Origin of the sequence: Flavisolibacter tropicus (assembly GCF_001644645.1) — a bacterium.
GTDB lineage: Bacteria > Bacteroidota > Bacteroidia > Chitinophagales > Chitinophagaceae > Flavisolibacter > Flavisolibacter tropicus.
Window position 1 is genome coordinate 2,841,135 of sequence record NZ_CP011390.1, and the last position, 26,032, is coordinate 2,867,166.

A 26,032-nucleotide genomic window follows, 5' to 3' on the forward strand; every position below is an offset into this window, starting at 1 on the left:
CTAATTTACACTAAATCATTTTCTTCAGGACGGCGCTTGGCTGCCTGTATTGAATACAACACCGAACCACCCAGGCAAATCAAGATCACGATCAGTGAAATGGTCACTGGCAAATGGAAGCCTGGCACAAAGAGTGGCACTATCATTTTCGCTCCAATAAAGATGAGTACAATGGCAATGCCTTGCTGTAGGTACTCAAACTTATTGACGGCGCCCTTCAATAAGAAGAAGAGTGAACGAAGACCTAATACCGCAAAGATGTTGCTGGTATAAATGATCAACTCTTTATTGGGCGACTCCGTGACAATGGCAAATACCGCCGGTATGCTATCTAAGGCAAAAACAATATCTGTTGTAGCCAGCATCACAATCACCACAAACATGCTGGTAAAAAAGCGCTTACCATCTTTTTTAATGGACAGCTTTCCACTTACATCTTCATGAATGATCGGGAAAAAGCGGTTGAGGAATTTATATACAGGGCTAGTAGCGGGATCAAACTCATCTTCTTGTCTAACCGTAAAGATCTTAAAGCCAGTATACACCAGGAAGGCACCGAAAATGTACAACAGCCAGTTAAAGCGTTCTACCAGGGCAACACCTACAGTGATAAAGATGATACGGAAAACGATGGCCATCAAAATACCCACCAGCAACGCTCTGGCTACATGATCGGTACGAATATTAAAAAAGGAAAAGATCAGGATGAAGACAAAGATGTTATCAATGCTCAGGCTCCACTCCATTAAGTAAGCACTAACATATTCCAAAGCGGAAGCCTTACCAGTCTCAAACCATAAAAAGCCACCAAAAGCAAAAGCAAGAGCCACCCAGAACAAGGTTTGATACAATGCTTTTTTGATACTGATCTCTGTTGACTTTTTGCTGAGCAGCCCCAAGTCAAATACCAGTGCTAATAAAATAACAATCCCAAAAACTAAGTACGTGATCTGATCCGCTGTCATTCGTTCCCAATATTTAAAACGCCAAAGATAAGCCGCTTCGTTTTCTGATTGGCTGCAGAATGATTAGAAAACTGTTTTGGGATTTGAAATTTGGGGTTTGGAAATTGATGTTTCTGATTTCCTATTTCGGATTTCGGCATTCTAATTTTTCGGATTCCCAACTGTATACGTCCGCTTTCTGACTTGCTGGTAGATATAACCAAATAGTACTACCAACACTATTGGCAAGGCAATATTGACCAGTTGCCAAGTAGAGCGTTGCTCATCCACCCGACGGGGATCCAGCAAGCGAAGTGTATACTCTTTAGAGCGGGTTTGTAAAATATCAGTAGGGTTTACCAGGTATTCAAGGCTGTTAACAAAGAAATCCTTGTTAGCAAACGTGTACCGTGTAAATACATTCATACCCATTGGTAAAGGGCCCGCACTGGAACTAAACTGATTCATGGCAATATCCCCATCAGCTACCACAATCATTTTCCCATCAGTAACGGCAGTGTTCTGAAATGGATGATTCATTTGTTTTAAAGAATCGGCTACAGCACGCGGTACTCTACCGGTGTACAAGGAGCGAAATTTACCTTCCAGCAAATACGCAACCGGAGTGGCTGGCTTATGGAATAGTTTCTGATCGGGCGCAATCTGCAAAAACTCAAAGTCTATTTTGGCAGGAGCCTCGAGGTAACGACTGTTATTGGAAGACTGCAGCAAAACTGTTTTACGAATACCCGCAGCCTGTACAGTATCTAAGGTAGTGGGGAACATGGATCGAATACCATCCAGGTTCTTACTGATCGGATGATCTGTGCCATTCAGAATGGGGAAGAAAGGCCAGTCCACCAACATCTGCTGACCATTAGGGCCTACTTGTGGCAGCTTATCGCATTGCATGTCCTGCAATAGCGTTTGGTTGATCCGCACGCCATACGTAAACAACAGATCTTCTAAATTCAACCCTCTATCGTAAGCAATAAAGCCATTGGATTTATATAAGCTATCAAACTCCGCGTACATATTATCGATCATCCAAAACACCTTTCCACCATTCATTACATACTGATCGATCTTTAACTTATCAGCATCAGCAAAAGGCTGGGTGGGCTTCAGAATCACCAGCGCATTGATCTGGGAAGGAATGAACGGCACCTCTTTTATGTTGATCGTATCGCCTGAGTAGTTTTCACGGATGGTAATGAAAGCATCATTCACCCGCGCGTCAAAAGTTTCACCATGCCCCAAAGCATAGGCCACCACTGGCTTTTGCTTGGTTGTTATCTTTTGTATGGCAGAAGCAAACTTGTACTCGATGCGTGCCTCCATGTTGTTGTACAAGGCAGCCAATTGCTCCTTTTCAGTACCGAAAGATTTCTCCCCTTGAAGTAGGTCCACACCTACAGAGCGGTCGCCATAGCGAACCACCGCACCATGTATTAGCTGCTTGATCTTTAGCTCATCACCTACTGCAGCAGGTGCATTGATCACTACAGGAGTCAGCCCATAGTTGGTGGCCAATGAATCTTGCAGTTGACGCACTACCGCCGTATCATTACTTGCATAAGGATCTATAAAATTGAACTGCAGGTTATTACCCGCATACTGCTTGGTCTCAAATAAGAAATCGCTAAGCGTATTTCGAAACTTACGCACCACGGCCGGCAACTCTTTTCCAGTAAGATATACATCTATGGTAACGGGTGCCTCTAGCTGACGCAGTAAGTCTTTGGTAGGTTTACTCAGCGAAAAGCGTTTTTCTTCCGTTAAGTCAAAACGTTGATGAAACTGTGCAGCCAATACATTGATCAATGCCAACGCGCCTGCAATACCAATCCACCAAAGCCGGTTGTTCGTCTTTTTGCCTTTCATGCTTATCGTTTCAATAAATTTTGACGGGTGATCAATAAAAAGAAAGCTGTTACGCTCAGGAAGTAAATAATATCGCGTGTATCAATCACACCGCGGCTAATGCTGCTGTAATGGAAATCGATCCCTAGCATCTCCACATAATAATCGGCACCGCTTTCTAAGGCTGGCAGCTGACTAACCGCCCGAAAGCCATAATACAACACCACACAAGCAATCAGGCTAATAATAAAAGCCACAACCGCATTATTTGTAAATGAGCTGATACAAATACCAATAGCCGTAAAGGCTGCTGTTAAAAACAACAGTCCCAAGTAAGAGCCGATAGCCGCCCCGGCATCAATACCGCTTGTAGCAGCCAGATTGCTAATTGTAAAATAATAGATAATGGTGGGTAACAACGCAATCAAGGCTACAATGAAGGCACCCAGAAACTTCCCCCATACGATCTGGCCTGTTGTTACTGGTTTTGTACGCAATATTTCAAACGTACCGCCACGGTATTCATCCGCCAGGCTGCGCATGGTAATTGCAGGCACTAAAAACAGCAGTATCCAGGGAGCAAAGGCAAAGAAATCTTCCAGCGAAGCATAGCCATTATCCAGGATATTATTACGAAAGACAAACAACACCAAACCATTCACTAACAGGAAAACCACTATAGCTATATAGCCGGTAAGACTACTAAAAAACTGTCCTAGCTCTTTTTTACAAATTGACCACATGGATTATTCAGTTGGTACGACGTAGCTGCAAAATAAGGCATAAGGAGTGATGAATGATGAATAATGAGTAAAGAGTGATGAGTTATAGTGTTTAGTTAACACGAATAATAGAGGCCTCACCCGGCCTCCCCGAAGGAGAGTGGAACGGCCCCTCTAACTCCTCCCAAGGGGGTGAATACTGTCGCACAGAGGCCAGCTTTGCCACGATACTTTACTTTTACAATTAGATCAATAAACAAAAAAGCACTCCACTGAAGGAGTGCTTATGTTATATAATACTGTATAATCTTTTGGTGCTGGGCGGCGGCGAAGTCCTCCCTTTACATTCGAGCTTTGATTAGTTATGGAAGCCGAGGTCTGGATGGTGGAAAAAGTTTTGGATGATTTGGGGTTGGTGCTTTAGGTTTTCCATGACGGTGGTGATTTTTTCTTTTAATTCCTGGATGGTCGGGTTGCAGGTGTTTTTGAGTTTATGTTGTTTTAAATAGTTCCAGACCTGTTCGTCGGCATTGAGCTCCGGCGAGTAATGGGGCTGCAGGACCAAATGCAGTTCATTTTGTGTTTTGCTTTCCAGGTATTTCCGGACTTCTTTGGAGTGGTGAATAGAAGCGCCATCCCAGACAATGAGCAGCTTTCTTTGCAGGCTTTCCGCTAAGTATTCCAGGTACTCAATAATCGCTTTGCCATCAAAGGGCTGGTGACGTACCATATAGCGCAACTGCCCGGAGGCGGTGATGGCACTTGCCAGATAAAGCCGGAGGCTTGTTTCCGTACTGGTGGTAATCACCGGTGTCCTGCCCTTGGGCGCATAGGTATGGGTGAGCACAGAGGCCACACTGATGCTGGCTTCATCTGAATACAATAACAGGTAGTCTTCTTCACGGGCCTTTTTTTTTCAAAGCAGGCAGGGTGTCCTGGTACCACTTCCTGACCGCCTCCTGGTCTTTTTTAAAGCTTCTTCGCCGGGGCTTTTGAAGGGTGAAGCCCAGCTTTCGCATTAGTTTGGAGACGTGAGAAGGATGGTAGTGTACTGAAAACTGCTCCTGGATAAGAGCGGCTATCCTTTCCCGGGTCCAGTTATCGGTGGGAAAGCGGTGGTGCAAAGCTCCTTGTAAAAGCATCCCTTTGAGCCGTTCAAACTGCTCTTGCCGGAGATAGGCCGCTTTACCGCCGCTTGCCGGCCGGACCTTTACCGCCGCTGTGCCTGCCTGGCGGTAGCGTTTTAGAAACTTACTCACCCAGGCCTGGCTGCACTGCAGTAGTTGGGCAATCGCTGTCTGCGTTTTGCCCTCACCGGAAAGTTTGGCTATCAGTTCAAAGCGGAACTCAATAGCTGCATCACTCTTTAATCGCATCGGGGAAAACAATTTTCAAAACACAAAGCTAACAACTATAACCACCTATGGCTCGAATGTATCGGGAGGATTTAGGAGGGCCGCTCTACACCGCGAAGCTTTCCCCACATGCGCAAGTTCTACTGGCATTGGGGTTATTAAAATGGAAGCCCTTACCGTTCAAGCCATCGGAAAAGTCCAACTCGGTATTCACCAGGTATAAAAAGCTTTTCAGATCTGTTACCACCTTTACACCATTGTGTTCAAACACCTGGTCGGTTGGTTTTAACTCGCTATCAAAGTCCATTTTATAGCTCAAGCCGGAGCAGCCGCCACCCACAACGCTAACTCTTAAAAAGTGCGTTTCAAGGGAGTGACCATTTTCCTGCATCAATTGAATTACCCTTTCGCGGGCTTTTTCACTTACTGTAACTGCATTATCTGTTGCTAACATATAGGTATTGTTGTTTGTAAGACCGCTGCCATCTTCAGCTACTCGCTACTTTCACCGGCCTTTTTTTATTTATTACAATTTACTTCAAAATGCTTTCCTATTCTACTCCGCCACTAATCAATAATTATTAATTAGTAATTATTACTCCTCCATCCTAATAACTCTAGCTCTCACCTCCTTCACTGCCCTCGTTACCCGCTCAATCACATAATCAATCTCTTCTTCAGTTGTATTCCTTCCTAATCCAAATCGTAACGAACTGTGTGCCAGTTCATCCGGCAGTCCCAACGCCTTTAACACATAAGAAGGCTCCAAGGTAGCCGAGGTACAAGCTGAACCAGAAGACAAAGCTATCTCCTTATTTAGCTCCATCATCAATCCATTGGCTTCTGCGTCTTTAAATGACAAATTGGTTACATGAGGTAAGCGGTGGGCACGACTACCATTTACTGCCACATCACCCATTCCTAATAGCGCCCCCTCCAATCGATCGCGCATAATGCTCAATCGCTGGGCATCGGAAGTCATTTCCTGCAGGCACAGTTCTGCCGCCTTACCCAGTCCCACTATACCTGGCACATTCAACGTACCGCTACGCATACCTCTTTCATGTCCGCCGCCGTCTATTTGAGCCGCCAGCTTTACACGTGGCCCTTTCCGACGTACATATATAGCACCTATACCTTTAGGCCCATACATTTTATGAGCACTTAGCGTTAATAGATCTATGTTATCACTGTTTACATCCACTGGAATCTTTCCCACAGCCTGGGCGGCATCTGTAAAAAATAAAACCCCGTGTTTCCGGGCAATAGCGCCAACCTCCTGTATGGGCATCACCGTACCCAGCTCGTTATTGGCATACATTATAGCAATCAGAATTGTATTGGGCTGAATGGCGGCCTCCAAGGCTTCCAGGTCGATCAGCCCTTCGGCGCTTACCGGCAGATACGTTACTTCAGCACCTTCCTTCTCCAAATGCTTACAGGTATCCAAAACTGCTTTATGCTCAATCTGGCAGGTAATAATATGGTTTCCTTTGGTGGCATAGGTGTCATAAACACCCTTTAAAGCCAGGTTATCAGCCTCTGTTGCCCCCGATGTAAAAACAATTTCTTTAGGCTCTGCTCCTATAAGCCGGGCTACCTGCTCTCGCGCATATTCAACGGCTTCCTCGGCATGCCACCCAAACGGATGACTGCGGCTAGCCGCATTGCCAAAATGTTCCGTAAAATAGGGCAGCATCGCTTCTACCACCCTAAGGTCGCAGGGCGTAGTAGCATTATAGTCCAGGTAAATAGGAAGTTTTAACATAAAGACGTCCGGTAATACAATACAAATTTAACCCCAACCCTGGGTTCTCAAGGATACTATAACAATTTATGTTTTGCATGGACCACAGATGGATAGGACCGCGGATTCAAGGATTAGTGGGATTATTTTAGCCTAAAGTGTAAGAGTTCCCTTGCGGTTTAGGCTTTAATTAAAGTGAGAGCAGACCCTGAAACGAGTTCAGGGTGACAGCAAGAGGCATTGCCCAAGCCGTTTGTACTATAAACGAAGTCTCTGAGATCCTTCAATGCGTTCAGGATGACAGAAGCCAGCCGCGTTAGGAATAGCAGGCTGGTTGAGCCCAAAAGGTTAAACCTGAAACCAGAAACTTGCGACCTGAAATTTGAAATCAGAAATCTTGAAATTCTTCTCCTTTTTCCGTTTGCGATAACAATTTCAAACCTCAACTATCAAATCAAAGAAATCCTGCTAATCCTTTCTAAATCCTGTTCATCTGCGGTCAATCTTTTCGTACAATTGCACCTTATGCGTAAAGTAGAACATATCGGTATTGCAGTAAAGTCTTTAACAGACTCCGTTCCTCTTTTTGAAAAGCTTTTAAACACACCTTGCTACAAAACAGAAGCCGTAGAAAGCGAAAAGGTAACAACCGCCTTTTTCCAAACAGGAGAAACAAAGATCGAACTGGTTGAAAGCAGTTCACCCGATGGTGTGATAGCTAAGTTTATTGAAAAAAAGGGCGAAGGCCTGCATCATATTGCTTTTGATGTTGCCGATATCTATGCCGAAATGAAGCGCTTACAAAGCGAAGGCTTTACGCTGTTAAACGAAACACCCAAAAAAGGAGCTGACAATAAACTCGTTTGCTTCCTTCACCCTAAGGGAACCAATGGTGTTTTGATTGAGCTTTGCCAAGAGCAACCCTAATCTTTGGAAGCATTTGGCTTGGCAGGTATTGCCGATTCAAGACTTAACTTGTTTTTCTGCGCAAAGTTGTGTTGTGCATTTGTGAAATGCTTATCCAGCTCTGCTTCCTCTGCCGTTAAGGATTGCGTTATTGCTATTGCCCGTTGAGCATCTGCTGCACTAACTTTATTACCTTTTGAATTGATGACCAGCAGGGTCTTATACTCGTTATCAAATATGCGCTTATAGAAAGTAAAATTATTCACCGCTGCATTGCGAAACGCAGTATCGCCCTTATAATCACTCATGGCCGATAAATCAGTCAGGTACTCACCTGTTATACGACTACTCTTTTGCAAAACAGCCTGTGCAGAGTCTTCATCAAAAGCTGACGCAGCCGTAAATTGATCAATAAGCCTTGCCACCTCTTGCTGGCGGGTAATAATATAGTCATTGTATTCCGTAGGCGTTTTAAACTGAATACCATTTCTGCCAGTAGCTTTTGGTGCGGTATTACAGGCAGCTGCAATCAAGAGAATGGTTAAAAGGGGTAGTATGTATTTTCGCATGGTACTACCAATATAAATAAAAACCTCCAGTTCATACTGGAGGTTTTTATTATGGCAGTTTCACTAGGACTACAATAGGATCTGCTTATTTACTTGTATATCTTGTTGATCAGAGACTGTTAGAATATAATTTCCTTTTACAGTAGCAGGAATAATCAGCTGTCCAACAGGCCTATTAATCTGTTGGCGGCTTACTACAGTACCATTAAAAGATACCAGCCTAACCTCTACCTGCCCTTGCACTTGTTTAGCAAATTGCAGAACAATGTTTCCACGAACGGCTGTAGCGTCTACGATATTATTGCCATCTGCTTTTACAATTCTTACCGAAGTGTACTCATAACGCTCATTCAGATCTACTTGCTTAATACGGTAGTAGACAGTTTTAGAACTTGCGTTTTTGTCGGTATAGGAATAATTAGAAGTGTTATTTGAAGTTCCTGTTGCGCTTACCCTACCAATAGCTTTCCAGTTTGAACCATCTTCACTACGCTCTATTTCATAATAATCAGCGCCGGACTCTTGCGAAGTAGCCCATTGCACAAATACATCTGTGCTTTTGCGTACAGCGCTAAAACCAAGGTATTTAACGGGTAAAACGACAGGTATTAAAAATCCAGTGGTTGCACTATTGGCAATGGCCGGACCGCTTATGACTACTCCATTGCCAGGGTATTTCAAAGCGCCACCAATGCTAATAATTTGAGAAGCGTTTTTATCAGAAGAAATTGTACCACCAGCCATTACTTCAACAGTGCTGACCGCATCGAGAACCAATTTTGCACCACCACCAGTGAATTGCAATGCCCCTTGAACTTGAATGTGGATATTGCTCACAGACAGATTTCTGTCAACAAGAACGGTGTCATATGCCTTGATAATAACTGTGTCGCCAGGGTTAGGCGACCTGGTCAGATCCCATGTAGAATTATCCGACCACATTCCTTTTTTGATTTTGGATTTAATAGGGGTTGCAGCAGCAGAGAAACTACTAACTATCAGCAGTAAGGCTAATAACTTCCTCATGGCACGGATCATTTATTTTTTTAATTTATCCAACTAAATAAAGCGACTACTGTTTTCTAAGGGATTTTTCTTACTGCTTTATTTAGCGAGCGCAAAGATAGCGGAGGAATTATATATAAACAAAATACTATTGGAAACACGGATCAATTGAGGATTTTCGCAGATAGATTGTAGTTAGTTATTATGTTTTGCACTACTATTTAGTACCACATTTCACTTAGACCGCGGCCACTACTCAACTTTTTGCATAGTTGCGCTATATATACAACAATTGGGCACACACTAAGTTTTACTCTTACTTACTTAGTCCTTTATACCTAAATGAAACGCTTAGGTTTTATAGCCTATGACTTAGACTTACTTAGAAAAAAAGTGAAAATAAACAAGTAGGGCTATGCGGATAAAAGTCACAACAGCATAATCTCCCTGAAGAGGTAAAGCGAAACGTATAAACAGAAAACGTTCTTCCTGAATAGAGCAGAAACTTAAAAAGGGGGAATGGAGATGTACGTTTATTCCTGAATACCGGGAGAGTCGGCATTGGCAATGCCCATTTTCTCTACGGCCAATTGGGCAGCAATCTGAGAGGCATCTTTTTTATTAAAGGCCTTTCCTTCTGCAATGATCTTTCCGTTAATAACAGCGGCTATTGTAAAGAGGCGGCGGCCATTTTCCAACTGTTCATTGACGGTTTCAAACTCTAGTTGTTTACCGTTTTTGTTGGCCCACCCATACAGTTTGTTCTTATGGTTGATCTCCAGGATTTCAAGATCATCCATATACATGTGAGGAATGATAATGCGTTCGGTAACCCAGCGAGCCGTTTTTTTATAGCCTTTATCCAGGTAAACAGCGCCTACTAAGGCTTCCAAGGTGTTACCAAAAATCTGGCTGGTTTTTAAAGATGCGTCGGCTTTATTGTACAGGGTAATTTTTTTCAACCCCATTTTCACCGCAATTTCATTCAGCTGCTGACGGTTTACCATCTTGCTGCGCATTTCGGTTAAAAAACCTTCTTCTCTATAAGGATAACGCTTGAATAAGTATTCGGCTACCAAGGCGCTCAAAATAGCATCACCCAGGTACTCTAAGCGCTCGTTGTTTTCATCGCTGGTTTCTTTAATTGAACGATGGGTCAATGCCGTTTTATAAAGCGCCGCTTCGCCAGGGGTATACCCTAATACACCTTTCAATTGCTTCTTGAAAGTTGACCCAGAATGTTTCTTAAAGGGGTTCCAGAAATCCACAACCGAATTTGATAGTCAAAAAAATAAAAAGTCGTAACAATTACCCGAAGGAAGCTACGACTTTTTTCTAATGCATTTCCAGAAGACTTTTATTGATACTTCTTAAAGATCACACAGGCATTATGTCCACCAAAACCAAATGTATTACTTAAGGCTGCATTTACCACGCGCTTTTGCGCTTCACCAAAAGTGAAGTTCAGACGTGGATCTAATTCAGGATCGTCAGTAAAGTGGTTAATCGTTGGCGGCACAATATCATTTTGCACGCTCATGATACATGCTATAGCTTCTATAACACCGGCAGCACCCAGACAGTGACCTGTCATAGACTTGGTAGAGCTGATGTTAAGGTTGTAGGCATGTTCACCAAATACGGCTTGAATAGCTTTTACTTCGGCAATATCACCTAATGGTGTAGAAGTACCGTGTGTATTTATGTAATCTATTTCAGTTGGCTGCATACCTGCATCGTCCAAAGCCTGGATCATTACATTTTTAGCACCCAGTCCTTCCGGATGAGGGGCTGTAATATGGTGTGCATCAGCTGTTGCACCGGCACCAGCTACTTCGCAATAGATCTTAGCGCCACGGGCCAAGGCATGCTCCAGTTCTTCAAATACTAATACACCGGCGCCTTCACCCATTACAAAGCCATCACGGTCTTTGTCGTAAGGACGGCTAGCGGTTTTAGGATCATCGTTACGCTCGCTCAGGGCCTTCATGGCATTAAAGCCACCTACGCCCGCTTCAGAGATAACACTTTCCGCACCACCCGTAATAATAATATCTGATTTTCCTAAACGAATCAGGTTCAAGGCCTCCATCATAGCATTCGAGCTGGAAGCGCAAGCGCTTACAACTGAGAAGTTTGGGCCTCTGAAACCATGTCGCATAGAAATATGACCTGCGGCAATATCAGAAATCATTTTAGGGATAAAGAAAGGGTTGAAACGAGGCGTTCCATCGCCTTTTGCAAAATTCATTACTTCTTCCTGGAAGGTAATCAAGCCTCCAATACCGGAAGCAAAGACCACACCCACGCGATCTGGGTTTACATTGTCCTTATCAATTCCTGCATCTTGTACAGCAAAATCAGAGGCAACGAGAGCCGTTTGGGTAAAGCGGTCCAGTTTACGCGCTTCCTTTTTATCGAGATAATGCGTTGGATCAAAGTTCTTGATCTCACAGGCAAATCGGGTTTTGAACTTGGAGGCGTCGAACTGTGTAATGAAATCAGCCCCACTAACACCATTACGCAAATTATTCCAATACTCGGTAATGGAATTACCCAACGGTGTCAAACATCCCATTCCTGTTACAACGATCCTTTTAAACTGCATACAGCCTGCTGTAAAATTTTGTGTAAGAGAAAACCGCCTTCACTGCTGCAATCACAGCCGAGAAGGCGGGTAAAGTTAATTCCGATTATCGGAAAGTAGTTTTTAATTACTTGGCATGTTCTTCCAGGTAAGACACAGCCTGACCTACGGTAGTAATTGTTTCAGCCTGCTCATCTGGAATAGAAATATTGAATTCCTTCTCGAATTCCATAATAAGCTCTACGGTGTCAAGAGAATCGGCTCCCAGATCATTTGTAAAAGAAGCCTCGTTAGTTACTTCTCCTTCGTCAACGCCTAGTTTGTCAACTATGATCTTTTTTACTCTTGCTGCAATGTCTGACATGTTGTAAAAAGTTTGGTTATGATTATAGTGGTGCAAAAATATAGGTTTTTGATATAACTCACATTCTTCCGTAATAGTTGTTCTGCTCGCCAAAGTATTTACTTCTTTTTTAAAATGCAAACTGTAACCATTCCAGATTTGCCGTATGCGCAGATATTTGTAAATTGAGGCACCCAAACAGGAGCTATGGCATTGAAAATCATTGATCACGGAAGCCAGGAATATCGTAAGATGGTGCAACTGCGCGACGACATCCTGCGGAAACCCCTTGGATTACATTTTACAGAAGAAGAATTAGAATCAGAAAAAGATAATTTATTAGTAGCCGCTTATGAAGACGATCGTATGCTAGGCTGCTGTATGCTGGTAGAGGAAGACCCGCAAACTGTACGTCTCCGCCAGATGGCCGTAATGAACGACTTACAGGGAAAAGGCATTGGGAGCGCCCTAATGACCTTTGCGGAAAACCTGGCGCGGGACCGCGGTTTCAGAAGAATTACCATGCATGCCCGAAAGAACGCCTTAGGCTTTTATGAAAAAATGGGATATAAGAAAGTAGGCGAAGAGTTTCAAGAAATCACTATCCCTCACTACGTGATGGAAAAACAACTATAGAACAGAACCAGGATTTATAGGATATAGGATTGTAAGAGATTATGAGGAAATTATAATTGAATTTTAATCATTCCTGATTATAAACAACAATAAAGAAAGGGGGACGCTAATTAGCGTCCCCCTTTCTTTATCAATGATTTTCAATAATCTGTCATTATTCGTTTTTCAGCACTCAGCTCACTTCCTCATCCCTCTACTTGCTGCGTTCACGGTTCACGGAACTTACCACTCACTCCCATCATGCCTTCTTCTGAATCTTTTCTTTAAACAGCTGCCGTATCTCAAAAATGGCATCGCTGCTACCAAAACTGCTCTTAGGTACTAAAAAGAAAGAGCGTGGATCAAAGTATAAGTGAAAGAAATTGGGTGTTTCAATAAACTTTGTCAGCGACGACCACTGCCAGGAGCGGGAACCACGTTCATTGCCTAAGGAAAAGAAATCATTTTCAAACTCCATAGTAAAATGATCCCGGAAAGTGGCAGCCCTCCGGTATACAGCTCCTGGAAGAACAAACCAGATAGAGATCATAATAAAGATCCACAATAATGATCCTATCAAAAAAGCCAGCGGTGTTACTTTTTTGAAATAGAACAAAGCGGCAGAAAACAAGGCAAAGACATTTACCAGTATGATCATGACCCGAATCTCGGGCCGCGACAGAAAGTGGAAGCGCAACGCTTGCAATACCTGTCTTTTATCGTACGAAAAATTAACGGTCATGGGATGAAGGTACAGTTAGCCTACATTTTACACACATTCTGTTTCAACTATTTTTGCGCAATCACTCCAATAAGACCTGGCCACTAAAGGGGAGGCACACAGAGGAAATGGCGGATGTAGGGATGGCGGACGGCTGATTTGGGTTGACAGGTTAACAAGTTGATAAGTTGACAAGGAAGGGAATAATGAACAAGGAACATGGAATGATGAAGGAAGAAGGGAGGAAATGTTCAATGCTCAACGCTCAATAAGCAATGATCAGTAATGAATAGTTATTGATAATTGAAGAAAACTCGTACTGCCGGATTCACCTTTCACGTTTGACGTTTCACGCGCCCAGCCTTCTCCCTTTTATAGGTCGGGGTGTGTGGCTGGCTGAGTTTACGGGTTTGGCAAAGGCTGTTTCTATGTTATGAGGAAAAGCAACTTATAGAGACTAAATATTCAAATACTTGGAATGGTACAGCAAGAACAAACACCCAATTAACTGGATGAAGACACTGTAATCAGAAACAATTTCAAATCTCAAACTCCAAATATCAAATCCTTAATCCCCAAATCTATGATATAAAAAAAAGCCCTGCAGGCTGCAGGGCTTTATAGAGATAATACGTTTTCGCTTATTTATTCATCATTTGTTTAGCTTCAATGCTTAAGGTAGCATGCGGTACAGCACGCAGACGAGCCTTATCAATCAGCTTACCTGTAACGCGGCATACACCATATGTTTTATTTTCTATGCGCATGATTGCTTTTTCCAAGTGATCAATAAACTGAATTTGGCGGCTGGCCATCTGGCTCAATTGTTCGCGTTCCATGCTCATGCTTCCATCTTCCATGGTCATGTAACGTCCATCTTCAATGTCTCCGCTCTCATCTTTACGTGTAATTAATCCCTGCAAATAGGCCAATTCTTTCTTGGCGGTATCCAACTTACGATTAATTAAATCTCTGAACTCTGCTAGCTCTGCATCTGAATAACGCATGGTAGGTCCTGTATGTTCTTGTGTTTGGTTACGAATGTCTAATACTGACTTTGTAAAATCCGGTTCATACTTTACAGATTTAGTAGTAGATGTCTTAGGAATAACAACTGGTTTAGCGGGTTCTTTCTTAGCAGGCGCTGCTTTAACAGGCGCCTTTACTGTGGATTTTACTTCCTGAACCGGCTTTACAGCAACAGGCTGCTTTACGGCAGGCTCTGCGGTTTTCTTTACAGGGGCTGGAGCTGGCTTTACTGCTACTTTTTCGGGAGCAGCTTTCTTGGCGACAGGAGCCGACTTTGTGGCAACCGGGGCCGCTTTCTTTATGGGCTCTACTTTTTTGGCAGGAGCTGCTTTTTTAGGAGCAACTGCTACCTTCTTAGCAGGGGCCGCTTTTTTAGCAGGGGCTGCTTTCTTGGCAGCTACTTTTTTAGCTGGCGCGGCTTTAACTGCTGTTTTTGTATTCTTAGGTGCAACTGCTTTTTTAGCTACCGCTGCCTTTACAGCGGGTTTTGCGCTTTTAGCCGGCTTAGCTGCTGGCTTCTTTGTTGCGGATTTTTTGGTTGCCATACGGTTTATCCCTTTTTAGTTACGATAACCTTCAATGGATTGTCATTAATTTCTATCTCAAGGCCATCGTTTAGTTCAGTTTGGAATTCTAGTGAATCTGCCAGAATTTCCGAGCAAATATAATTATTATACTTCGCCAATGATTCTTTTATGCCGTTAGAAGCTGTCACTTTTACATCTATGCGATCGGTTACATCAAATCCACTATCCTTTCTTATTTTCTGGATACGGTTGACAAACTCTCTAGCATCACCTTCCTGAACTAACTCTGGAGTAACATTAATATCTAAGGCAACGGTTAACGGGCCCTTGGAAGCTACCGACCAGCCCGGAATATCCTCGCTGGTGATTTCTACTTCGCTCAACATCAACTCAATATACTCTTCTCCGTCAACAGGGATTGAATATCGCCCTTCTTTTTCAAATAGCGAAATATCATGTTGACTAAAGTTATTCAGAGCTGTGGAAACCGCTTTCATTTTTGCCCCTAACTTCTTACCCAGCGCCTGAAAATTGGGTTTGATCTTCTTTTTAATAAATCCTTCCGTGTCGATCAAATATTCCACTTCTTTTATGTTCACTTCCGCCTTCACCAGATCTTCTATCTTCTGCAATTGTTGTTCCATGGCCGGGTTCAATACGGGGATCAGCACTTTTTGCAGTGGCTGACGCACCTTGATATTGGCTTTTTTCCGCAATGACAGTACCAAAGAAGAGGCATCCTGCGCCAGCTGCATCCGCTCTTCCAAGGCTGCATCTATCAAAGATTCATTGGCCACAGGAAAGGCTGCATGGTGAACAGAAGCTTCTTTATGTCTGCCAGTAGCGGCATTCAGGTTTCGGAACAGCTCATCACTAAAGAATGGAGAAATCGGCGCCATCAACATGGTCACTGTTTCTAAACATTCGTACAGGGTTTGGTAAGCGGCTATTTTATCCACCTCATACTCCCCTTTCCAGAAACGGCGGCGGCACAAGCGTACATACCAGTTACTTAAATGCTCATCCACAAAATCTTCAATCAGGCGACCTGCTTGGGTAGGCTCATACTCATCAAACGCTGCGTTTACCTTTTTCACCAGTGTTTGCAGTGAAGAAAGAATCCAGCGGTCAATCTCCGGACGCTCTGCTACGGGGATATACTCTTCCTGGAAGGTAAAACCATCTACATTCGCATACAGCCCAAAGAACTGGTATGTATTATATAAGGTACCAAAGAATTTGCGTTGCACTTCCTTAATTCCTTCTAAATCAAACTTCAGGTTATCCCAAGGCGACGCATTGGTGATCAGGTACCAGCGAGTAGCATCGGCACCAAAGTCTTCAATAGTTTTGAATGGATCTACCACATTGCCCAGGCGCTTACTCATTTTGTTCCCGTTCTTATCCAATACTAAACCATTGGAAACTACGGTTTTATAAGCCACTCTATCAAACAGCATTACCCCCAAAGCATGCAGGGTATAGAACCAACCGCGTGTTTGGTCAACGCCCTCTGCAATAAAGTCGGCCGGGAAGTTTTCCTTAAACGTTTCCCTATTCTCAAAAGGATAATGCCACTGTGCATACGGCATAGCACCACTATCAAACCACACGTCGATCAGGTCTGGCTCACGGCGCATAGGCTTACCGCTTTCAGACACCAGGATCACCTCATCTACATAAGGTTTGTGCAGATCCAGGATACCATCGTGCAGGTAGTGCGTGTTTACATCGCCCCCCAACACTTCATTAGCCTTCCGGATCTCGGTATTTAGTTCTTCAATAGAACCAATACATTTTTCTTCTGTTCCATCTTCTGTACGCCAGATAGGCAATGGTGTACCCCAGTAGCGACTGCGGCTCAGGTTCCAGTCCACCATATTCTCCAGCCAGTTACCGAAGCGGCCAGTACCGGTAGCTGCAGGTTTCCAGTTGATGGTTTTATTCAGCTCTACCATTCTATCGCGCAGGGCAGTGGTTTTAATAAACCAAGCATCCAGCGGATAGTATACTACCGGCTTATCGGTACGCCAGCAGTGTGGATAGCTGTGTTCGTATTTTTCTACTTTAAAGGCGCGGTCTTCTTTTTTCAGTTTTACAGAGATGTCTACGTTTACATCTACATAATCCGGCGCGCTCTTATAATCTTTTATAAAGCGGTTGCTAAACTCACCCAGACCGTTCACAAACTTTCCTTCACGGTCTACGAGGGTCAGGATACCAATGTTATACTTCTTCCCAACTTTATAGTCATCTGCACCAAAGGCTGGAGCGGTATGTACCACACCGGTTCCGTCTTCTGTTGTAACAAAGTCACCTAACAGAATGCGCCACGGTTTAGCATCGGGAGTAACTGCATGCACTGCTTCTAAAGAGTTGGCCTCGTAAGGAAGCAATGGCTCGTACTCTATGTTCTCTAAGTCCTTGCCTTTAAACTCAGCAATGATCTTCCAAGGCAGAACGGCCCCACCCCGGCCCTCCCCGGCAGGGAGGAAGTGCTGCGCTACATACCCATCGAAATCACCATTCTCTCCTTCAGGTTTCAGGTATTTTCCAATAAGATCTTTAGCTATGATCACGTTTTGAGGAACGTGTGTATAAGGATTGAAGGTTTTTACCAATACATAATCAATGTTAGGCCCTACTGTTAATCCCAGGTTGGAAGGCAGGGTCCAAGGAGTAGTTGTCCAAGCCAGGACAAAAATGTCTGATGGCTGATGTGAGGATGTCTGGTTTGCAGCATCGAACAGGAACTGTGCTTTGGGCGACTGCTTCAGCTTAAACAGCGTGGTAATACTTGTGTCCTTCACATTACGGTAAGTGCCTGGTTGGTTCAGCTCGTGAGAGCTTAAACCGGTACCTGCCGCTGGTGAATAGGGCTGGATAGACACACTCTTATATAATAATCCTTTTCTGTAGAGCTCTTTCAAGCACCACCACAAGCTTTCTATATATTCATTGGTGAAGGTGATATAAGGATTTTGCAGGTCAACCCAGTAGCCCATTTTGGTGGTCAGGTCGTCCCACTTGTCTTTATAGCGTAATACTGCTTCACGGCATTTTTGGTTATACTCGGCAACAGAGATCTTTTTACCAATATCTTCTTTTGTAATGCCCAGTTCTTTTTCTACGCCCAGCTCTACCGGCAAACCATGGGTATCCCAGCCGCCCTTACGCTGCACTTTAAAGCCCTTCATGGTTTTGTAGCGACAAACCAGATCTTTCAGGGTGCGGGAAATCACGTGGTGAATACCGGGCATACCATTGGCACTAGGTGGACCCTCGTAGAATACAAAGGGTGTAGCACCTTCTCTTAACTCGATACTTTTTTCAAAAGCCTGCTCTTGTTTCCATTTGTTCAGGATCTCCTTCTCGATGGAAGGCAGGTTAAGGTGTTTAAATTCTTTATAACGAACAGCCATAATGTGCTTCTTGGTAAAAAATGTTGGCAAAGGTACGAAAAAACAAAGGAGGGCGCGTTTGACAGGTTTCACGCAGAGCGCTGAGAACGCTGGGTGCGCCTTTGGCGCGGAGAGGGAGGAACCACAGGGACACGGGGGCAGGGAGGGACACGGAGGGAATTGTCTGAACCGGGATTTGGGGAGATTTAGGGATTAAGGAGAAATGGCTGATGTGAGGATGGCGGATGGCGGATTTGGGTTGACGGGTTGAGAAGTTGAGAAGGAAGCTAAGAGATAAAAGAGCAGAAAGAGGAAAAGAGAAGGGTTGACAGGTTAACAAGTTGATAAGTTGACAAGGAAGGGAATAATGAACAAGGAACAAGGAATGATGAAGGAAGAAGGGAGGAAATGTTCAAAAAGGGAAATCCGAAATGCGAAAGGAAGAAAGAAGGAATGTTCAATGCTCAACGCTCAATAATTAATAATCAATGATTAGTAATGAATAATGATTGATTATTAATGGAGGCAGTAAATAAAAAAACACCCCTTAAGTGGAGTGCTTTTCTTATAATTCGATTCTTTCTTTCAATTCTCTGTGTCTCTCCCTGTTCCCCCCTGTCTCTGTGGTTCCCCTTCTGCGCCGATCGGCGCCATCTGCGGGACACCTGTGCGGGCGTCCTCCCCTTCAGGGGTTGGGGGCGTGCGCGCCAGCGTTGCCTATTTGGCCATCTGTATCACTTTTAGCTTACTCAGCAGCAAAATGATGGGGTAACAGAAATCAAACTCGCCTTTGTGGGTGGCAAAGTTGGTGCGGGAAGGGTATTTATGATGGTTATTGTGATAACCTTCGCCGAACATCAGCCAGTCTACCTTGAAGAGGTTTTTAGATGTATTGTCCTGTTCATGGTTCACCTCACCATATTTATGGGCAAACCAGTTGATGACCACTCCATGAATAGGCCCCATAGCTGCATGAATAGGAATTAACAAAAGAAACCATAAAGAAGGTGCAAAGACAATATAGAACCATACGTATACGCCAATCCACAAAAGGCGTGACAGACCGCTGTTGGCCATAAGGTCGAACCAGCGCCAGTCGGGTACGTTCTTGGTAAACTTCTCTTCTACTGGTATTTGCTTTTGCAGAATACCTGCATACATTTTTTTAGTACGCCACATCATGGCCATTAAGTTCTTATCGAATGAAGGTGAATGCGGATCATCTTCTGTATCGGTATAGGCGTGGTGGATGCGGTGCATGATGCCATACGCCCAGGGACTTAAATAAGATGAACCTTGCGTAATGTAACAGAAAATGAAAAAGAAACGTTCCCAGCCCCTACTCATTGTAAAAGCTTTATGAGCTGAGTATCTATGTAAAAAGAAGGTTTGTGCAAATAAGGACAGGTACCAATGCAACACAAAAAACAAAACAATAATCCAAAGCATGATGCGGTGTTTATAATAAAAGGGCCGCAAAGGTGCTAGAAAATAGGGTTACAGAAAAATTACAATACATAAATCTATGAGAAACACCTAGGGGGGGTCAAGATGGAAACGGTTACCTGAACAGGCGTTTGTGTGAGTAATAGCCATCATTATATAAAGTAAACCAAGTGGCCTATGCGCTTATATTCTTTGCTAAACAGAATGAACCCTTGACAAGTGAAATACTTAGCGGGAAAGAAGATACGGAGCCAGATGTAATGAAGAAAGGAGCGTAAAATAAAACGAAACACGGCCTGCCATTTTATGGTAAGCGGTGTTTCGTTAACCGATTTTCAGGAGGACATGCAGTCATTCCATCGGAAAACCTATTGTGCAGGTTCAGGTTGATCAGGCCATTTCCCAAAGTGTATCAGCAGTAGCTTTTACTTGCATGGTACCATTAGAAGAAAGAGTAACATTTTTCAACTTGTACATACCTGGCTTCAGGTTTTCAGGAACAGTAAGTCCTTCTACAATTACCTGTGCTGGCAATGTTCCGCCATCTCCTGATGCTATTGTGTTCAGCACTTCGATGGACTTCATGGGGCAAAAGTACATTACCATTTTTCCGCGTTCTGTTTCCAAACGAACGGGAGCAATGTTAGCTGTTACAGTTTCTCCATGTGACAAACGTTCTTCGCGCATGCGTTGCTGCAGCACATGTGGTTGTGAATAGGAAGTTACAACCACTTGCTTGGGCTGATCTGTTTCTGCTGGCTGACTTTTAGTGCCGAACAGGCTTCCGAAGAAGGGGGTGTGTTCATTTTTCATATTGCTTCGTTTTAAAGGTGCGCACGTTATAACAAATACACGCTACGAGCTTGCAATAGGCTGACACAACAATCTTGTAAACAATTACTTCCCAATTTCAAGAGTACGAGCCATCAAACGATGTTAGGAGCTTTCATGAGGGGTAAAAAAAAGAGGTCTCCCGAGTCAATACTAAGTTACTAGATAATTCATTCAAATAGAACAAAATAAAGGGAAACCAATTTACATAAATAAGACAAAAATTATACCTAATATGATGCGTCAGAATTAGAATTTGAACACTTAAACAAATCTTTGATCAACGATCAAAGCCAGTGCCGTTAAACCCACTAACAGGATGACACATTGATTACAAAACCGCTTTGCTACATACTAAAAAAGCAGTTCTTACGTTACGCAAGAACTGCTTTTTTAGTAGTTATGATGAGGACTATTGCCCTAAAACTTTGATCAGGGTTCCCTTCTGTACTTGATCGGTCAGCAGCATGCCATTCAGGAGTGCCAATTCATTCATTCGATTATCCGCCATATTGAAACCACGTAACACTTGTTGTAAGGTAGCGGTTTGGCCTACTGTTTTAATACGAATGCGTTCTGGTTGCTTATTCAGCTTGGCCTGGTCGGTTACCTGTCTAAAGCTTTGCATTACATTGTTAAACGTATTGGCATATGATGAATAATCGGCTTGGCTGGTTACCCCTGTAATTTGATAAATAGCATTATTATACTGGATGAAATATGATAAGGTATTCACTACCCCACCTTGTTGTTGCTGGTTGGCTTCTACCATCAGGGCCGGCAGTCCATTTACGGTTGTTTCTCTAGAGCCAGTAGCTGTAAGTTGATATTGCTGCATAGCTGTATTAGCCGCCTGCTGTAAAGATGTGCCTTGTGCTAATGTCATAAACATCAACGCCTTTCCATCTTTAGGGGCCATGTTTACCTTTTGTGGCGTATTCTGGTAATTCCAGTTGGCCGGAACGTTGAACTGGAACTTCAATACCGGATGATAAAACACATTATTTTCCAAATAACCTTCGCGTGGATCATCGCCATACACCAGTCCTTCAATGCGGTGGAGGTATTCGTTGCGATTGATCTTAGGGCTGGTAAGATTCAGCTTCTGCTTCCACTCCGTTGCTTTTTTAGCCACAGCTATATGGCGGTCGCCGGGATTGGGGTGGGTAGATAAAAACGTAGGCAGCTCAGCATTACCCGATTGCTCACCCTCGCGTTGCAGTACAGTGAAGAAGTCGGCCATTTGCTGTGCGTCATATCCAATTTTAGAAGAGTATTCAACACCCAAATCGTCTGACTGGCGCTCAGCATCGCGGCCAAACTTTAAAAATAGCAGGCTTAAACCTTGTGAAGCCTCTTGACCAAATTGAGCAAACTGTGGGCTAACCACCATGGCACCTATCAAACCTATTTGCCCCAGGATGGCCTTGCTTTGCTGTGATACCGAGTGGCGGGCAGTGATGTGGCCGATCTCGTGACCTAGCACACCCGCGAATTCGGCTTCGCTGTTAAAGTGTGCCATAATACCACGGGTAAAGTACACGTAGCCGCCTGGTACTGCAAAGGCGTTCAATATATTGGAGTTAACAATACGAAACTGGTAATCCAGATTAGGACGGTGTGATATGGCTGCCATTTCTTTGCCTTTCTGGTTTATAAAGGCTTGAAGGTTAGCATCTTCATATAATCCGTATTCGGCAATAATTTGAGGGTCGGCTTCTTTACCCATTGCAATTTCCTGTTTCTCTGAAATAAGCGCCACTTGACTCTTTCCCGTAACGGGGTTTTTGGCACATTCGCTAAAAAACAAAACCGTGGCTGTTAAACTACTGATCAAAAAAATCTTCTTCATGTTTATTCTAGGTTTTAGACTAATACTTTCGGCTGCAAAAGTAAAGATCTTGCTTTGCCTATATATACAACAGCAATGCCAGTATTCAACTACATCTTTTATTCATACGCTACGGATAAACTAAAACAGAGGATTTAACTACCATAAAGCGCCCAGATACCATTGAATGCAAGACATGTTACTACTTCATTTATCATTTCGTTTAATAGCAGCTTTTACAGAAACGCACAAACGATAATTGATACACTACTCCAATTCTCCGCAATCCTGTATAACACGCTCATCCTATGTAATAGGGATAGCTGGTTGCTGATAAAGATACGTTGGTTTTCAAAGTGTAGTATAAGCGGTAAGTTGGTAGGGCCGCCGCCGCTGTATTCTAAAGCACAATAGGGGCCCTGCCAGCTGACTAAATCCTTTAATCCGTTTCCCTTTTGATTACTAAAAAAAGCCTTACGCCAGCTGCGCGGTCGGGTTGTCTTTTTTCACCTTATTACCTTTGTCTTGGCATCCTATCAGCAGTCGGAGTCCTTGTGTCCGCTGCAAGCATTTATTACAGGCAAAGGAAGTGGCGCTGTATGCTATACGACAGCAGTCTTCGGCCTATACTAAGCACAGGGAGCTGCATAGCGTGTTTTACAGTCGCCACTTTTTATTTTTAAATGCCTTTTCTGCATTGTGTTAAAAGATCAGAACGGTAATAAGATACAGGCCTCTGTTAGGCCAGGGCTTTTACTTTTTCCAATTGGTAGGGTTCTCCTGTTTTGATCACATGGTACATCCGGCTGAGGGTCTTGGCAGCCAGCTTGACGATCAGCTTTTTATGATCACCACCTTTGCGCTCCTGGTAGTACTGCATTAAGACCGGATCTTTTTTGCATGCCACCCAGGCCGCCTCTACCAAATAGCTTCTCAACAGGGCTTTACTACGCCGGGTTAGTCCCTTGGTATAGGTGCGTCCACCGGAGCTGTGTACGGCAGGTACTAACCCCACATAGGCACTTAAGCGGTCGATGCCTTTAAAGCGGCGGATGTCGCCCACTTCAGCCAAGACCCCGATGGCGGTTAGGGGGCCCACACCCGGTAGCGAGCGCAACAGGTAATAATCCTGGCGGTGGTTTTTGCGGGTATAGATGCGCAACTCCTTGGAGACCTGTAGGAACTGGGTTTTCAAAAATTCCAGTTCTGCTAATCGGCTGTGCATGGCTGTGGTAGCTGGTGTGTAAGACCAATGCTGCTGCCCCAGCCACTGGAGCATCTCTTTACTCCAGGTGATGGTGTCGTATTTTTTAGGCAGTACAATGCCATAGTACAAGAGCATGCTTTTAATGCTGCACTTAATACGCCGGATATTTTTAACCAGGTCATTACGCCGGCGAAAAAGGCTACGGAACTGTTCTTGTTCGTGCGATGGAATATAAATGCCGGTGAGTCGTCCCGCCGCCAGTTCCTGGGCCAGGTGGGTGCTGTCAATCTTATCGGTTTTACAAACGGCAAGTTTATGGCCACGGGCAATATCACCGGGGTTGACCACCAGCACCTGCCAACCCGCAGCCGTCAGGGAGTGGTAGATGTGGTAGCCGCAGCAGCAGCTCTCATAACAGCACTGTACCTGGTGATGGGGAAAATGCTTTTGAATATAGTTCACTAAGATGGCTGCATTGGCTTCCATAGTGAAGCGTTTGACAACAAGGTGTTCTTCCTGGATAGTAACCGCCCACGTTTTTTTGTGGACATCTAAACCAATAAAAAGCTGTTGCATAACTTACCTCCTTTAGTGTTTAGGACCGGTAAGCTATCCCATTTACATGAATGCTATATATACAAATAATCAATATTCGACACTTCATTCGAAATCCGAATATGAGGCTTCGTTATTCAGCTAATTTCCTGTTCATATATGAAAACAATCCAGGAAAACTCCTATCAAAAAAACGTCTTTGTAGACTTTGAGGAAGAAAGCAAACGTCTGACCATACAAGCCACATTTCTTCACCAGGTTGAACTTGACATCTTAATAAGACATGGTTTAAAAGAGCATCATGACGTTTTAGACATAGGCTGTGGGCAAGGTTTTCTGGCGCACCTGGTTTCTGGCTACCTGACCAGTGGCCAGATTGACGGTGTGGATATCAATGCCGCGTTTGTTCAAGAGGCGCAGCAAACGTTTCTCTCGCCCAACCTAAGATATCACTGTAGTGCCATTTTAGAGTATACGCCTGAAAAGCAGTATGACTTTATCTATGCGCGCCTTTTGTTTCAGCATCTAAAAGATCCATTAACGGCGCTATTACATCTAAAACAATACTTAAAACCAGGTGGAAGAATTTGCATAATCGATGTTAATGATGAATGGCTCTTTTTAGAACCTAGTCTTCCTGCATTTGATCGTTTGGTAAATGCCAGTATTGATTATCAGCAAAAACAAGGAGGCAACCGCCTGATAGCAAAAGCCTTACCCAACCTTTTACGTAATGCTGGACTAGGAACTCCCCAACTTGAAATTGTTCCATTCTCCTCTGACATTGCAGGCATGAAGCTGTTCCTAGAAGTTGCCATTTCCTTTAGAGCAAACTATGCTTATAGCGACATACATGGACTGGAATTATACCACAGCATAAAGGAATCTATTCTAAATGCCAGCGAGCCTTATTTCGGGCTAATGGGTGTATCCTGTATATCTGCCTGTAACGATCAAAACTAATCACACTGAAAATCCAACTATGTTAGTAGATCAACACCAATCCCAGCTACGTCAGCATATTTATAAACTTCGGTATAACATACTTGTAACAGAGCAACATAAACAACCAACGTATGCCGATCATTCGAATAAACTCGTTAAAGAGCCACTGGATGATACTGGATTATTATTTGCCCATATAGATGCTGATGAAGGAATTGGCTCCTGCAGGGTTAACCGCTTAACAGATCTTCAGGACCTTTCTGGCTACCCCTATCACTGCTTAGACTATTTTAGTCAACATGCCTTTGCTCATCAAGTAGGCATTGCATCAAGACTACTATTACACCCTTCTTATCGAAGAACGAATGCCTTTAAATTATTAGTAAAAAGCGTGGTAAAAACGGCATTTGATAATGGCATTTCTATTCTGATAATAGACGGCGTACTATCGTTAGAACGGCTTTATTTCAAGCTGGGTTTCTTGCCTTACGGAATACCTTTTACACACAAAGACGGCATGGAGGTTACCCCCATGATCCTGGATGCGAATAACCAGAACAGGTTGAGGGAAATCAACTCCTTGCTTTTAGATTGTTACCCGGCCAACTATTGCGGAAGCGAAGCCATAAAAACTAAGGTGGACGGCCTAATTAAACTTCGCCATGAACTGGAAGTGCTTTCCTAAAAATCGAAAGTAGAACACTAACAAGAAAAAACGTAGCGTCGTTGAACCGTCACGTTGCTTTACTTAATAGGCTAATGGTTCCAACAAAGAAAAATTACTGCTTCACACCGTTTCGACAAGCCCAAATTAATTACTGCATACAAGACACGCCCGTCTTCTAAAGAAAGCGCTTCGCGCTTATTGGTTTCACGCAAAGGC

The 26,032-nt window shown here is 43.6% G+C and carries 23 protein-coding genes; 4 read left to right on the plus strand and 19 right to left on the minus strand.

The annotated features are described in order from the left end of the window. Window positions 1-5: 5 nt before the first annotated feature. The 7 genes from SY85_RS11950 to SY85_RS11980 all read right to left on the minus strand — a co-directional run bounded on the left by SY85_RS11950 (window position 6) and on the right by SY85_RS11980 (window position 6,652). Window positions 6-965, minus strand: a complete 960-nt coding sequence (locus SY85_RS11950; RefSeq protein ID WP_066404759.1) for a TerC/Alx family metal homeostasis membrane protein — start codon at window positions 963-965, stop codon at window positions 6-8. A 141-nt stretch (window positions 966-1,106) separates the two neighbouring features. Further along, window positions 1,107-2,828: a gliding motility-associated ABC transporter substrate-binding protein GldG gene (gldG, locus tag SY85_RS11955; protein ID WP_082886400.1), complete on the minus strand. Its 1,722-nt coding sequence runs from the start codon at window positions 2,826-2,828 to the stop codon at window positions 1,107-1,109. A 2-nt stretch (window positions 2,829-2,830) separates the two neighbouring features. Beyond that, window positions 2,831-3,550, minus strand: a complete 720-nt coding sequence (gene gldF, locus SY85_RS11960) for a gliding motility-associated ABC transporter permease subunit GldF (RefSeq protein ID WP_066404763.1) — start codon at window positions 3,548-3,550, stop codon at window positions 2,831-2,833. 337 nt (window positions 3,551-3,887) lie between these two features. Beyond that, window positions 3,888-4,412, minus strand: coding sequence for an IS630 family transposase (locus tag SY85_RS11965; protein WP_066404765.1), 525 nt, complete (start codon window positions 4,410-4,412; stop codon window positions 3,888-3,890). Window positions 4,413-4,428: 16 nt separating this feature from the next. Then, a complete protein-coding gene (locus SY85_RS11970; RefSeq protein ID WP_066404766.1) occupies window positions 4,429-4,905 on the minus strand; it encodes a helix-turn-helix domain-containing protein in 477 nt (158 codons plus the stop codon). 85 nt (window positions 4,906-4,990) lie between these two features. After that, the gene (locus SY85_RS11975; RefSeq protein WP_066404767.1) at window positions 4,991-5,338 is read right to left on the minus strand and encodes a HesB/IscA family protein; all 348 of its coding nucleotides are present in this window, start codon (window positions 5,336-5,338) and stop codon (window positions 4,991-4,993) included. Window positions 5,339-5,479: 141 nt separating this feature from the next. Further along, entirely contained in the window at window positions 5,480-6,652 is a 1,173-nt protein-coding gene (locus tag SY85_RS11980; protein WP_066404769.1) for an IscS subfamily cysteine desulfurase, read from the minus strand. A gap of 504 nt (window positions 6,653-7,156) precedes the next feature. Between SY85_RS11980 and mce the strand changes: the two genes are divergently transcribed. After that, the gene (mce, locus tag SY85_RS11985; RefSeq protein WP_066409672.1) at window positions 7,157-7,558 is read left to right on the plus strand and encodes a methylmalonyl-CoA epimerase; all 402 of its coding nucleotides are present in this window, start codon (window positions 7,157-7,159) and stop codon (window positions 7,556-7,558) included. Here the strand turns inward: mce and SY85_RS11990 are convergent. The 5 genes from SY85_RS11990 to SY85_RS12010 all read right to left on the minus strand — a co-directional run bounded on the left by SY85_RS11990 (window position 7,555) and on the right by SY85_RS12010 (window position 12,062). Then, window positions 7,555-8,106, minus strand: coding sequence for an LIC11966 family surface protein (locus SY85_RS11990; protein WP_148661170.1), 552 nt, complete (start codon window positions 8,104-8,106; stop codon window positions 7,555-7,557). The two genes, mce and SY85_RS11990, sit on opposite strands and share 4 nt — an antisense overlap. Before the next feature lie 69 nt (window positions 8,107-8,175). Then, window positions 8,176-9,132 carry a G8 domain-containing protein gene (locus SY85_RS11995; protein ID WP_158512964.1) on the minus strand — a complete coding sequence of 319 codons (957 nt, stop codon included), beginning with the start codon at window positions 9,130-9,132 and terminating at the stop codon, window positions 8,176-8,178. Window positions 9,133-9,644: 512 nt separating this feature from the next. Further along, the gene (rnc, locus tag SY85_RS12000) at window positions 9,645-10,379 is read right to left on the minus strand and encodes a ribonuclease III (protein ID WP_066404775.1); all 735 of its coding nucleotides are present in this window, start codon (window positions 10,377-10,379) and stop codon (window positions 9,645-9,647) included. A gap of 89 nt (window positions 10,380-10,468) precedes the next feature. Further along, window positions 10,469-11,719, minus strand: coding sequence for a beta-ketoacyl-ACP synthase II (gene fabF, locus SY85_RS12005; RefSeq protein WP_066404780.1), 1,251 nt, complete (start codon window positions 11,717-11,719; stop codon window positions 10,469-10,471). A gap of 106 nt (window positions 11,720-11,825) precedes the next feature. Further along, window positions 11,826-12,062 carry an acyl carrier protein gene (locus SY85_RS12010; RefSeq protein WP_066409674.1) on the minus strand — a complete coding sequence of 79 codons (237 nt, stop codon included), beginning with the start codon at window positions 12,060-12,062 and terminating at the stop codon, window positions 11,826-11,828. Between the two features lie 186 nt (window positions 12,063-12,248). On the opposite strand from SY85_RS12010, the gene SY85_RS12015 reads away from it, so the two are divergent. Beyond that, window positions 12,249-12,677: a GNAT family N-acetyltransferase gene (locus SY85_RS12015; protein WP_066404782.1), complete on the plus strand. Its 429-nt coding sequence runs from the start codon at window positions 12,249-12,251 to the stop codon at window positions 12,675-12,677. A 238-nt stretch (window positions 12,678-12,915) separates the two neighbouring features. Here the strand turns inward: SY85_RS12015 and SY85_RS12020 are convergent, their stop codons facing one another. The 7 genes from SY85_RS12020 to SY85_RS12055 form a co-directional block, all read right to left on the minus strand. Continuing rightward, window positions 12,916-13,398, minus strand: a complete 483-nt coding sequence (locus SY85_RS12020; RefSeq protein ID WP_066404784.1) for a YcxB family protein — start codon at window positions 13,396-13,398, stop codon at window positions 12,916-12,918. Window positions 13,399-14,018: 620 nt separating this feature from the next. Next, window positions 14,019-14,951 (minus strand): TraR/DksA family transcriptional regulator, encoded by a 933-nt coding sequence (locus SY85_RS25795; protein WP_082886404.1) that lies wholly within the window; start codon window positions 14,949-14,951, stop codon window positions 14,019-14,021. Window positions 14,952-14,956: 5 nt separating this feature from the next. Continuing rightward, window positions 14,957-18,355 (minus strand): isoleucine--tRNA ligase, encoded by a 3,399-nt coding sequence (ileS, locus tag SY85_RS12030; protein ID WP_066404786.1) that lies wholly within the window; start codon window positions 18,353-18,355, stop codon window positions 14,957-14,959. Between the two features lie 696 nt (window positions 18,356-19,051). Next, window positions 19,052-19,783 carry an acyl-CoA desaturase gene (locus tag SY85_RS12040; protein WP_066404792.1) on the minus strand — a complete coding sequence of 244 codons (732 nt, stop codon included), beginning with the start codon at window positions 19,781-19,783 and terminating at the stop codon, window positions 19,052-19,054. Between the two features lie 387 nt (window positions 19,784-20,170). Further along, a complete protein-coding gene (locus SY85_RS12045) occupies window positions 20,171-20,593 on the minus strand; it encodes a hypothetical protein (protein WP_066404794.1) in 423 nt (140 codons plus the stop codon). 430 nt (window positions 20,594-21,023) lie between these two features. Then, the gene (locus SY85_RS12050; protein ID WP_066404796.1) at window positions 21,024-22,463 is read right to left on the minus strand and encodes a M48 family metalloprotease; all 1,440 of its coding nucleotides are present in this window, start codon (window positions 22,461-22,463) and stop codon (window positions 21,024-21,026) included. A gap of 718 nt (window positions 22,464-23,181) precedes the next feature. Then, window positions 23,182-24,225, minus strand: coding sequence for an IS110 family RNA-guided transposase (locus SY85_RS12055; protein ID WP_066404799.1), 1,044 nt, complete (start codon window positions 24,223-24,225; stop codon window positions 23,182-23,184). A gap of 138 nt (window positions 24,226-24,363) precedes the next feature. On the opposite strand from SY85_RS12055, the gene SY85_RS12060 reads away from it, so the two are divergent. Then, on the plus strand, window positions 24,364-25,167 hold the full coding sequence (locus tag SY85_RS12060) for a class I SAM-dependent methyltransferase (RefSeq protein WP_066404801.1): 804 nt from the start codon (window positions 24,364-24,366) through the stop codon (window positions 25,165-25,167). Window positions 25,168-25,186: 19 nt separating this feature from the next. Beyond that, window positions 25,187-25,834, plus strand: a complete 648-nt coding sequence (locus SY85_RS12065; protein ID WP_066404803.1) for a GNAT family protein — start codon at window positions 25,187-25,189, stop codon at window positions 25,832-25,834. The last annotated feature ends 198 nt before the right edge of the window (window positions 25,835-26,032 follow it).